At 28.0% G+C, this 12,410-nt stretch carries 12 protein-coding genes; 6 read left to right on the forward strand and 6 right to left on the reverse strand.

The features are described 5' to 3' along the window. Positions 1-125: 125 nt before the first annotated feature. Positions 126-896, forward strand: a complete 771-nt coding sequence (locus Q0352_RS09730; RefSeq protein WP_299527110.1) for a patatin-like phospholipase family protein — start codon at positions 126-128, stop codon at positions 894-896. Positions 897-960: 64 nt separating this feature from the next. Then, positions 961-1,860, forward strand: a complete 900-nt coding sequence (locus Q0352_RS09735; RefSeq protein WP_299527111.1) for a DMT family transporter — start codon at positions 961-963, stop codon at positions 1,858-1,860. Between the two features lie 43 nt (positions 1,861-1,903). On the opposite strand, the gene Q0352_RS09740 is transcribed toward Q0352_RS09735, so the two are convergent. Continuing rightward, positions 1,904-2,551 carry a ketopantoate reductase family protein gene (locus tag Q0352_RS09740; RefSeq protein WP_367274626.1) on the reverse strand — a complete coding sequence of 216 codons (648 nt, stop codon included), beginning with the start codon at positions 2,549-2,551 and terminating at the stop codon, positions 1,904-1,906. Next, on the reverse strand, positions 2,551-2,838 hold the full coding sequence (locus Q0352_RS09745) for a ketopantoate reductase family protein (protein ID WP_299527112.1): 288 nt from the start codon (positions 2,836-2,838) through the stop codon (positions 2,551-2,553). Before Q0352_RS09745 ends, Q0352_RS09740 begins: the two co-directional genes overlap by 1 nt. Positions 2,839-2,966: 128 nt before the next feature. On the opposite strand from Q0352_RS09745, the gene Q0352_RS09750 reads away from it, so the two are divergent. Beyond that, positions 2,967-3,623, forward strand: a complete 657-nt coding sequence (locus tag Q0352_RS09750; RefSeq protein ID WP_299527113.1) for a metal-dependent transcriptional regulator — start codon at positions 2,967-2,969, stop codon at positions 3,621-3,623. Positions 3,624-3,626: 3 nt separating this feature from the next. After that, positions 3,627-4,448 carry a ZIP family metal transporter gene (locus tag Q0352_RS09755; RefSeq protein WP_299527114.1) on the forward strand — a complete coding sequence of 274 codons (822 nt, stop codon included), beginning with the start codon at positions 3,627-3,629 and terminating at the stop codon, positions 4,446-4,448. A 203-nt stretch (positions 4,449-4,651) separates the two neighbouring features. Here Q0352_RS09755 and feoB read toward each other — a convergent pair whose 3' ends face one another. The 3 genes from feoB to Q0352_RS09775 form a co-directional block, all read right to left on the reverse strand. Further along, complete coding sequence (feoB, locus tag Q0352_RS09765) at positions 4,652-6,763, reverse strand: ferrous iron transport protein B (protein ID WP_299527116.1); 2,112 nt, start codon at positions 6,761-6,763, stop codon at positions 4,652-4,654. A 10-nt stretch (positions 6,764-6,773) separates the two neighbouring features. Then, on the reverse strand, positions 6,774-6,998 hold the full coding sequence (locus tag Q0352_RS09770; protein ID WP_299527117.1) for a FeoA family protein: 225 nt from the start codon (positions 6,996-6,998) through the stop codon (positions 6,774-6,776). 70 nt (positions 6,999-7,068) lie between these two features. Continuing rightward, entirely contained in the window at positions 7,069-7,746 is a 678-nt protein-coding gene (locus Q0352_RS09775) for an SCO family protein (RefSeq protein ID WP_299527118.1), read from the reverse strand. Between the two features lie 157 nt (positions 7,747-7,903). Between Q0352_RS09775 and rseP the strand changes: the two genes are divergently transcribed. Further along, positions 7,904-9,217: an RIP metalloprotease RseP gene (gene rseP, locus Q0352_RS09780; protein WP_299527119.1), complete on the forward strand. Its 1,314-nt coding sequence runs from the start codon at positions 7,904-7,906 to the stop codon at positions 9,215-9,217. Positions 9,218-9,464: 247 nt separating this feature from the next. Here the strand turns inward: rseP and Q0352_RS09785 are convergent, their stop codons facing one another. Beyond that, complete coding sequence (locus Q0352_RS09785) at positions 9,465-10,436, reverse strand: endonuclease (protein WP_299527120.1); 972 nt, start codon at positions 10,434-10,436, stop codon at positions 9,465-9,467. A 161-nt stretch (positions 10,437-10,597) separates the two neighbouring features. Here Q0352_RS09785 and Q0352_RS09790 point away from each other — a divergent pair. After that, the coding region (locus tag Q0352_RS09790; protein WP_299527121.1) for a tetratricopeptide repeat protein at positions 10,598-12,410 on the forward strand (1,813 nt) is incomplete at its 3' end.

Raw genomic sequence — 12,410 nt, forward strand, 5'->3', positions numbered from 1 at the left:
CTTATTCCATTTTTAAAAGCGCAAAGTTACGTTTTATAAACAAAACAATAAAGTGAATTTTTTCACAACTGAATGTCTTAATTTAATTTGTAATTTTACGTAATTGTTTAAAAAATTGTATAAATATGAAAGATAAAATTGGGTTGGTATTATCTGGTGGTGGAGTTAGGGCAATTGCACATATTGGCTTAATAAAGGTATTATTAGAAAAAAATATTATACCAACTGAAGTTGCCGGAACAAGTGCGGGAGCTTTGGTTGGAGCATTATACGCTGGTGGATTTGAACCTGAAGAGATGTTAAATTTTTTTGAAGAAACTCCACTTTTAAAATTATCTTTCTACGCAAGAAACAAACCTGGAATGCTTGATAGTTCCAAATATGCTAAATATTTTAAAAAATATTTTCCAATTGATTCTTTTGAAAGTTTAAAATATCCATTAACTGTTACTGCAACCGATTTATTTAATAGCAAATTAGACTTTTTTAATTCTGGTGAAATAATTAAACCTTTAATAGCTTCATCTGCTTTGCCTCCATTTTTTTCTCCAATTGAAGTAAACGGCACCTATTATTCAGACGGTGGAATTTTAAATAATTTTCCTATTGAACCACTTTCTTTAAATTGTTCAAAAATTATAGGAAGTTTTGTAAATCCCGTTTCTAAATGCGAATATGCTGATATAAATACATCATTTAAATTATTATACAGAGTATATCACATTGGTCTTGATGTGAATAATATTAAAAAATTTAATCAGTGTAATTATGTCTTTTCCCCTCCAAACATTGATGATATTGGAGTATTGGACGGAGATGCCATCCAAAAATCTTTTGATCTTGGCTACAAACATGCCTTAAATGAAATTAATAAAATAATTGATTTAATATCATAAAAACCCCAAATTATAGTTCAATAAAATTTATGTTTGTAGTATCTACATTATTAAAAATGATTTAATGAAAAATACTTACAAAGCTCATTTAGCTTTACTTGGTGCTAATGTTATTTATGGTGTAAACCATATTGTGGCAAAAGGTATCATGCCAGCTAAAATTGGACCTTCTGCATTTGTGTTTTTAAGAATTTTAGGTGCCGGTATTCTATTTTGGATTATTAAATCATTTATTAAAGAGAAAATTAAAAAAAAGGATTTTAGAATTATAATTCTTGGCGGACTTTTAGGTGTTGCCTCTAATCAATTATTATTTTTTCATGGTTTAAGTTTAACATCGCCTATAGATGCATCTATCATAATTACAGCCGTACCAGTAATGGTTTTAATTTTTAGTTCATTTTTATTAAAAGAAAAAATTACAACAAATAAATTAATTGGTATTACAATAGGTGGAACTGGCGCTGTACTTTTAATTTTATATGGTAATAAAGCAGGAGGAACAAGTTCTATTTTAGGGAATGTATTTGTTTTTTTAAATGCCTGTTCATATGCTTTATATTTAGTTATAATTAAACCATTAATGAAAAAATACAAGCCAATAACTGTAATTAGCTGGGTGTTTTTATTTGGATTTTTATTTATGTTTCCAATTGGGATTCAAGATATTACAATTACCGATTTTGAGGCATTTAACTTAAATACTTATTTAACAGTAGCTTTTGTTATTATTGGAACTACTTTTTTAGCCTATTTATTTAATATTTATGCATTAAGTAAAGTTGCGCCATCTGTTAGTGGAAGTTATATTTATTTACAACCTGTTGTAAGTTTTATAATGGTAAGTTTATATGCTTTTGCATTAGGGCATAATGAATATGCTCAAGATATAAATTTGATTAAAATTTTAAGTTGTTTAATGGTAATTGTTGGAGTTTATATGATTAGTAAAAAAGCCTCCTAACCACTTTAGAAGCATATTAACTGAGATGAAAAAGTTTAAATTTTTAATTAAATTTCACTATTTCTCTAGCTCTTATTTCTTGCGGAAGTAAACAGTTATAAATAAATAAATTTATCGGGGTTGGAATTCCAAGCTCAATACCCATTTTTACAATTGTACCGTTTTGTGATTCTAATTCAGATGGTTTTCCTTCCATGATATCTCTTTGTAAAGATGAAGTTGTATGATAAGGCTGATTTTCAATTACCTGAAACTGATTTTCAATAATATCATTTGATAAATTAACGCCTTTTGCAATTGCAATTGCAAAAATTTCCTCCGCAGTTTGCAGCATCATTTTTTTAATTTCAGGTAAGGCAATCATTTCACCAATAGTTGCTCTAGTTAAAGCTCCAATAGCACTTACTGTTGTTATAAACAAAAACTTAGTCCATATTTCGTGTTGAATATTTGTAGTTAAGTTAGTTCTAATTTCTGCGGTTAAAAATAAATTTTTTAATTGTAAAGCTCGTTCAGTAATTTCACCATTAAGTTCTCCAAAAACAATAGTTGGTTCGTAAGACATATGAGAAATTACGCCATAATCTTCAACTTTGCTTACAACCTTACATAAACCGCCAATTATATGTTTCTTAGGTAAAACCTCGCATAATATTTTCTCGTTTTCAACACCATTTAATAATGAAATTATTAAATGGTGTTGAAAACGGTTTTTATTTTTTCAGCTACTTCTTTTAATTGCCATGTTTTCACACAAATTAAAACAAGATCAATATTTTTAACTTCTGAAATATTTGAAGTTGCATTTGCAGGATTTACTAAATAGTCGCCTTTAATACTTTTAAGTTGCAATCCTTTATTTTGAATCACTTCTAAATGTTTTCCCCTGGCAATAAACGTAACCTTATTTCCTGCTTGTGCTAATCTTGCTCCAAAATATCCGCCAACACCACCTGTACCGTAAATTACTATATTCATAAAAAAATATTTATTCTCAAAAATAGCAATTTATAATTTTGAAAACACTAAATAGATATTTTGTATTTTAATATAATAAGTTTAGATTAGTCTAAACTTTTGTTTATATTTGTCTAAAAATATATTTAATGTTATCTCAAACAGAAGAAAATTATTTAAAAGCAATTTATAGTATTGGGTTATCCAAGCCTAAAAGTGTAAATACTACATTAATTGCTAAAAAAATGGAAACAAAACCGTCTTCTGTCACGGATATGATTCAAAAATTAGCAGAGAAAGAATTCATACATTATGAAAAATACAAAGGAGTTTCTTTAACCCAACAAGGAAAAAAAATTGCCGTTGAAATTATTAGAAAACACAGGTTGTGGGAAGTTTTTTTAGTGAACAAACTCCATTTTAATTGGGATGAGGTACATGAAATAGCTGAGCAATTAGAACATATTAAATCAGACGCTTTAATAAGTAAATTAGAAGAATTTCTAGATTTTCCAAAACACGATCCACATGGAGATCCAATTCCAGATGAAAATGGAAATATTGCACATCATAAAAAAATAATGCTCTCTTCTGTTGAAACCAATACTCATTGTATTGTGATTGGAGTTAAAGATTCATCGTCTTCATTTTTAAAATTTCTAGATAGCAACAATATTCAATTAGGAAGTACTCTAAAAGTAATTTCTAAAGAAGAATTTGACAATTCAATGCTAATAGAAAATAACAATATTTCAATATCAATATCTAATCAAATTTCAAAAAACTTATTTGTAAAAAACTTATAAAAAATGGAACAAATTATCACCTATTTTGAAAGTATAAATCCAATATTAGCCGCATTTTATGCTACGCTTTTTACTTGGGCACTAACTGCTTTAGGAGCTTCATTAGTGTTTTTATTTAAGGGATTTAACAGAGCTGTTTTTGATGGAATGTTAGGTTTTACTGGAGGTGTAATGGTAGCTGCGAGTTTTTGGAGTTTATTAGCACCGGGAATAGAAATGAGTCCGGGTGAAGGTTTTGTAAAAGTTATTCCTGCAGTTGTTGGGTTTGGTTTAGGTGCTTTGTTTTTATTTGGTTTAGACAAAGTATTACCCCATTTACACATTAACTTTAAAGAAAGTGAAAAAGAAGGCGTAAAAACTCCTTGGCATAAAACTACATTATTAGTATTAGCTATAACGCTACACAATATACCAGAAGGGTTAGCAGTTGGAATTTTATTTGGTGGTGTTGCTGCTGGTTTTGATGGCGCTACAATTGGAGGTGCAGTTGCATTAGCTATAGGTATTGGTATTCAAAATTTCCCTGAAGGATTTGCTGTTTCTATGCCAATTAGAAGACAAGGCGCTAGTAAATGGAAAAGTTTTATGTATGGACAATCTTCTGCTTTAGTAGAACCCATTGCTGCTGTAATTGGAGCTTGGGCAGTAATGACGTTTCAACCAATTTTACCATATGCTTTAGCTTTTGCTGCTGGTGCAATGATATTTGTAGTCGTTGAAGAAGTTATTCCTGAAACGCAACGTGATAAATATACCGATATTGCGACACTTGGGTTTATTGGAGGGTTTATTGTAATGATGACTTTAGATGTTGGACTTGGTTAAAATGTTAACCCAAAAAGGTGAAATCTATTGAAAAATTTAAGCTAGAAAAACTTAAATAACACAATGTAAAATCAATATATCATATATTGATTAACAACCGCAATCTGAATCACATTTTCCTTTCTTTTTTGTTTTAAAAAAATAGGTTTTAACTAAAAATGCAATTGCTAATCCGAGCGCTATGTATGTTAAAATATCTTGCATTAGCTTAATATATTAAATGCTATTACCGCTGAGACATAGGCTAATATTCCCATACCTACTAACTGTAAAATTGGCCATTTCCAACTATTAGTTTCACGTTTTACAATAGCTAAAGTACCAACACATTGCATTGCAAATGCGTAAAACAATAATAAAGAAACTCCTGTTGGAAAATTAAATCGTTTTTCACCCGTTTCAGGATTTAATTCAGCCGCCATACGTTGCTTAATGGTTCCTGAATTTTCACTATCACTATCTACATTATAAATAGTTGCCAACGCACCCACAAATACTTCACGAGCCGCAAATGAACTAATTAAAGCGATTCCAATTTTCCAATCATAACCCATTGGTTTTATAACAGGCTCTATCGATTTTCCCATATATCCAATAAAAGAATGTTCTAATTTATAGGATGCCACTTTCTTCTGAAATTCTTCTTTTGTTAACTGTTTGCTTTCAACTTGAGCTGTAATAGTTTCTTCAGCATTCTTAAATTTTGAAGCTCCGTTTGAAGCTAAAAACCAAAGTACAATTGAGATTGCTAAAATAATCTTCCCTGCTCCAAAAACAAAAGCCTTCGTTTTTTCAACAACTTCATAAAAAATATTTTTTATCGAAGGTATTTTATAGTTTGGCATTTCAATAACAAACAAGGTTTTACTTTCTATCTTCAATATTTTATTTAATAAAATGGCTGAAAATATTGCAGCTGTAAAGCCTAGTAAATATAAGGCCATCATTGTTAAACCTTGTAAATTTAGGATTCCTAAAACAGATTTGCTTGGAATAATTAAAGCAATTAATATTGCATAAACTGGTAAACGAGCTGAACAAGTTGTAAATGGGATTACTAAAATTGTAATTAACCGCTCTTTCCAATTACCTATGTTTCTTGAAGCCATAATTGCAGGAATTGAACAAGCAGTCCCAGAAATTAATGGAATTACACTTTTACCACTCATCCCAAATTTTCGCATTATTTTATCCATCAAAAAAACTACTCTACTCATGTAGCCAGTCTCTTCTAAAATGGATATAAATGTGAATAAAATAGCTATTTGAGGTATAAAAATTACTACACCTCCAATACCTGGAACAATACCTTCAGCAATTAAATTTGTAAAAGTACCGGCTGGCAAAACAGTTTTAATCCAAGAACTTAAGCTTGCAAAAGCACCGTCTATTATATCCATTGGATAAGTTGCCCACTCAAAAATACCTTGAAAAATAAATAATAAAATTAAAGCGAAAATAACATATCCGAAAATTTTATGTGTAAGAATCCTATCTAAGATTCCTCTCAAATCTGTAGCTTTAGAAGTATCAACATTAAAACTAGATTTTAATACATTATTTATTATCTGATATCTTAAAATTGTTTCTTTATGCTGATATCTTTTTATACAATCTAAATCTTCTTTAAATTTTAATACTAATTTTCGCTGCTCATCACCTAAAAAATCAAATTCATTATTTTGAGTAATTAATAACCAAGATTTGTATAATGGAAACTCTGGAAAGGCATTTTTTAATTTTGTGAAATATTCTTCATCTATTCTATCTGTTATTTTAGCAATTGATTGAGTGTCTAATTTTTCATAATCTAAAATAACTTCTTTTAATTCTTCAATTCCAACTTTTTTTCTAGCACTTGCTAAAACAATTTTAGTATTTAATTTTTCTTCCAATTGCTTTACATCAATATCAATTCCTTTACGTTTCATTTGGTCTATCATATTGATCACCAAAATTGTTGGAATATTTAAATCTTTAATTTGTGTAAATAGCAGTAAGTTTCTTTTAATATTTTCGATTTCTACAACAACAACAACTACGTCGGGAAAGCTATCGTTTTGTTCATTTAATAAAGTATCTAGCACCAATGTTTCATCTAACGATGTTGGATTAATACTATAAGTACCTGGCAAATCAGTAATTTCTGCTTTTACAGTATCACTTAATTTACAAATTCCTTGCTTTTTTTCAACAGTAATTCCTGGGTAGTTTCCAACTTTCTGTTTTAAACCAGTAAGTTGGTTAAATAATGAAGTTTTCCCTGTATTTGGATTCCCTATTAAAGCAACTTTTATAACCTTTTCATTACTCATTAATTTACTATTACTTTACAACTGTTATTTTTTCTGCAGTTTCTCTCCTAATAGCTAAATGACTTCCATTTACTTTAATATACAAAGGGTCATTAAGTGGTGCAGTTTGAATTAATTGAACTTCAATTCCAGGTAAACACCCCATTTCAAGTAATACTAAAGGAATATTTTCTAAACAAAGTTTTTCTATATAAGCCTTCTCTCCAATCTGTAAATTTGCAATAGTTTTAAACATTATTAAGAATAATTATAAATAGTAAGCAAATATACTAAATTAGAATCATTCTAAACAATGACAAATATCACTAATCTTTAAATTCATTTTTTAAAATTCTAATATCTGCTATTAAACGCTCAATATCTTCATTATCTGTACCATCATAAAAACCTCTAATTTGGTTTTTTTTATCAACCAATACAAAATTTTCAGTATGCACAAAATCTTGCAAACCTCCATCACCTTCATCTAATACTGCAAAGTAACTTTTACGAGCTAATTCATATATATGTTTCTTATCACCAGTTGTAATATTCCATTTGGCGTCTATCACTCCTTTTTTATCTGCATACGCTCTTAAAATGGGAACACTATCCATAACTGGTGTAACAGAATGTGATAAAAACATAATATCATCCTCATTTTTAAAAACTTCTTGAAGTTTACCAATATTATTTGTCATTACTGGGCAAATAGTCATACATCTTGTAAAAAAGAAATCAGCAACATAAATTTTACCTTCATAATTCTTTTGAGTAATTGTATCACCATTTTGATTAATCAAACTAAAATCAGCTATTTTATGATTTCTTCGTATGTGAACAATACTTTCATCAACCAACCTAGGATTTACATCTGATGGGTTGTATACTGGTAATCTTTTTTCAGGGGTTAATAATGTGTAAATCGCATAAATCATAACAACTGAAAACACGCCCATAATGGCTAATGTTGGAACCGACTTTTGAAAAAATTTTAAATCCATTTTATTGAAATAAATTAAGGTCACAATTTAATACAATTGACTTTCATTGTACCTATACAATTCTAAAACTTTGTTAAAAGTCATAATTCAGCTGTTTTTAGATTTTACAACTGTATTTAAAACCGTACATTTGTGCGATTTTATTTTGAAAATACATATGGAGATAGTTATAAAAGCAACACAGTTTATTTTAAGTTTATCGTTTTTAATAGTATTACACGAATTAGGGCATTTTATTCCTGCAAAAATATTTAAAACTCGTGTTGAAAAATTCTACTTATTTTTTGATTATAAATTCTCTTTATTTAAAGCGAAAATTGGAGATACAGTTTATGGTATTGGCTGGATTCCATTAGGAGGTTATGTAAAAATCTCAGGGATGATAGATGAAAGTATGGATACTGAACAAATGAAACTACCTGCACAACCTTGGGAATTTAGATCTAAACCAGCATGGCAACGTTTAATTATTATGTTGGGTGGTGTTATTGTGAATTTTATTTTAGGTATTTTAATTTACATAATGATCACCTTTGTTTGGGGAATTGACTTTGTAAATTCTGCAGATGTAGAAGACGGATTTTCAGTTCACGAATCTTTCAAGCAATATGGATTTGAAGATGGTGATAAAATATTAAAATTTAATGGTGTTGAACCTTTAGATGTAACAGATGTTAACAAACATTTATTTTTAAGAGATATTACATCAATTGAAGTGCTTCATTTAGATGGTAATACAGAAGCAATAACTATTCCTGAAAATATCGGAGAAGTTATGTGGGAAAATGGAATTATGAAACCTTTTGAAGTAAGAAGACCTGCAATAATTAATGTGGTTACTGAAAATTCCCCTGCTCAAATTGCCGGAATTCAAGTAAATGATAAAATTGTTTCCGTAAATAACACACCTATTAACTATTGGAATGAATTTTCAACATTGGTTTTAAACTCAAAAGATGAAATTACACTTGGAATTGAAAGAGATTCAAATCTTATTAATATTTCTGTAAAACCAGGAGAAAATAATCAAATTGGAGTTTCTTATAATGTACTTAGCGGTATTAATATACAACATAAAGATTATTCATTTTTAGAAAGTATTTCAACAGGAAATTCTATAGCTATTTGGACTTTAAGAGATTATATTACTCAATTTAAATATGTATTCACTAAAAAAGGCGCAACTAGTATTGGTGGCTTTATTGCAATTGGAAATATTTTTCCTGCAACTTGGAGTTGGCAAGCGTTTTGGAGCATTACAGCCTTTTTATCTATCATGCTAGGTTTTATGAATTTATTACCAATACCAGCATTAGATGGTGGGCATGTAATGTTTACTTTATATGAAATGATTACAGGGAGAAAACCAAATGATAAGTTTTTAGAATACGCCCAAGTTACTGGATTTATTCTTTTAATTGCATTGCTTCTTTTGGCTAATGGAAACGATATTGTGAAATTATTTTCATAATTATAGTTCTTTTTAAAAAAGTACAATTAACCAGTTGGGTTCAATTAATTTTTGACTATAATTTTTCGTCAACTCTAGTGATTATCGATAGAAAATTGTATCGATAACAAAAAAATTATTGTTAAAAAAGTGCTCTATACATCGCCAATGCGTCAACTGGCTCTTTCACTAAAAATGTTCACTGAACATTTTTTAAAAGCTCAGCCATGCTCTATTTTACTACACAAAAAAATACTAGAACTGACGTTTAATGTTTTTTTAAATACACATATACTGGAAAATGATCACTAAAACCACCTTGATACCATTTCCCTATATAAGTTCTAAAAGGGTTTCCTTTATATTTTCCTTTCCATTCTTTTAAAAAAAGTTTATCAAAAACTTCAGCATATTTAAATGAATGCTTTGTTGCTTCAATATTAAAAAAGTTTTTTGAAAATATAATTTGGTCAAACAAATGCCATGTTGTTTTATAATTCAAGGTCCCGTTTCCGGTATTAATTAAACGTTCCATAGGGTTGTAAAAGGTATCATTTACCAAATGTTTTTTTACACTTATATTTGAAGGATTATCATTAAAATCACCCATAATAATAATCTTAGCATTTTCGATTTCAGCAGTTATTTTTTCAACAATACTCACAACTAATTCAGCCGCTTTTACTCTCTTTTCTTCTGTTGAATTTTCTCCGCTTCTTCTTGAAGGCCAATGATTTACTAAAATATGAATTTCTTCATTATTTAAATTTCCTTTTACCAATAAAACATCTCTTGTATAATCTCTATCTCCATTTTCACCTTCTAAATACAGTGGGAAAGTTTCAGAATGGGTTAGTTCAAAAAGTTCTTTCTTATACAGCAATGCAACATCAATTCCTCTTTCATCAGGAGAATCATAATGTACAATTCCGTAATTTTGATTTTTTAAATTTTTTGAGGCAACTAAATCATTTAAAACCAATAAGTTTTCAACTTCAACTACACCTACAATTGCAGGTGTATGAAACGACCTTTTAGTTCCCAATTGAGCAATTACATTTCCTAATTTTTTAATTTTATTTTTATAACGGTAGTTATCCCAATTCTTTTTGCCTTTTGGTGTAAAATCATCATCCAACGTATTGGGATCATTTTTAGTGTCAAATAAATTTTCAAGATTGTAAAATGCTATGGTATAAGCTTGATTAATTTTTCCTGAAGATTTAAAGTATGAAAACATAAATATAAGGTATAATGTTAAAAAGTCATTTAGGCTAAAATAAACAAATTATAGATTTATTAACCAAACGTGATAAAAATCAGCTAAATAAATTGAAATAGTGTTAAATTTATAAAGTGTTTTGAATTTTTTATGATTTTAAAAAAATTAAAACAACCTTTATGAATATACCAAAAACACTAATTATAAAATATACTATTCTTTTTTTTCTACTAATAGTTGTTAATGTAAGTTATTGCCAAACTTATAAAAGTGATACTTTAAAAATTAAATCATTAATTGATAAAGGAGACAATATCTATTATTACTACATAGATTCTTCTTATGTTTATTATCAAAAAGCTTTACAATTATCAAAACAGATAGGAAGCAAAAAATTTGAAGCGCTTAGTTTATTAAATATAGGCTATTATTTGGATGAGAAAGAACGTTATACAGAGTCTTTAGAGTTTTATTTACAAGCAATTGAGAGTTATAAATCCATTAATGATGAAAGTGGAGTTGCTCAATGTTACAATTATATTGGATATAGTTTTGCTTATATAAATTCTTTAGAAAATTCTATGAAATATTATTTTAAAGCGTTAAAAATATATACAAAATTAAACGATAGCATTGGAATCTCAGATATTTATAATGGAATTGGTAATGTACATTATGATCAGGAAAATTATTCGAAGGCTCACGAGTATTATTTAAAATCTTATGAAATTTATAAATCTTTAAATGACAAAGAAGGAATTAATGCTTCATATATTAATATTGGGAATGCTATTTCAGATCAGGGAAGATTAGATGAAGGGTTGGAATATTATTTTAAATCTATACAATTATCAAAAGAATTAGATGACAAGGAAGGTTTAGCAATTAATTATGTGAATATAGGAGATTGTTATATAGCAAAAGGAGATTATGACAGCGCCTCAGATTATTTAAATAAATCATTACTGATTTCAAACGAAATTGGCTACAAATCTCTGTATCCCTATATTTATTCAACCATTGCACATAATAAATTAAAGCAAAAAAAGTACGCTGAAGTTGTAATAAACGCAGATAAAAGTCTTGAATATGCTAAAAAAGCCACTTGGGTTGATTTATCTGGTATAGATAACCATGAGTATTTAAGTATGGCTTATGAAAAATTAGGGAATTATAAAAAAGCCTATGAAAATCATAAATTATTTAAAACATATAAGGATAGTATTTTCAATGTAAAAAAAGTTGAACAGGTTTCTAAACTTAATGCATTATACGAACTAGAAGATAAAGAGAAAACAATTGCTTCTTTAACTGAAAATGAATACATTAGAAAAATAGAGCTTAAAAATCATAAAACAATGAGTTTTATACTTGTTGGGTTTAGTATATTTTTCATATTCTTAATTTTTTTACTAAATAAAAAACGAAAAGAAATAAACAAAGCCAATATTTTATTATCTATTGAAAAAGAAAGAGTTGAAGAAAGCGACCGTTTAAAGTCTTCTTTTTTGGCAAATATGAGTCATGAGATTAGAACTCCTATGAATGCTGTTTTAGGTTTTACTTCATTTTTAAAAGACCCTGAATTATCAGATGAAAAAAGAGATCGGTTTGTTGATGTTATTCAAAAATCGGGAGAACGATTAATGACCATTATTAACGATATTATTGATATTTCTAAAATAGAATCTAACCAATTAAAAATTGATATTGAGGATATTAATGTTGCAAAAACATTACAAGAATTAGTAGAAATTCAAAAAGAAACAAACAATCTTTTATCAACTAAAAATATAGATCTTAAATTAAATTTACCATCAACCACTAAAGATATTTTTATAAAAACAGACGAAAATAGATTTATTCAAATTTTTAATAATTTAATTAGTAATGCTTCAAAATTTACAGAAAAAGGATTTATTGAAGTTGGGTATAATTTAAAACAACATCCTGTAAATCCATTTTTAGAGTTTTATATAAAAGATACTGGTT

The organism is uncultured Lutibacter sp., assembly GCF_937891065.1.
Taxonomy (GTDB): domain Bacteria; phylum Bacteroidota; class Bacteroidia; order Flavobacteriales; family Flavobacteriaceae; genus Lutibacter.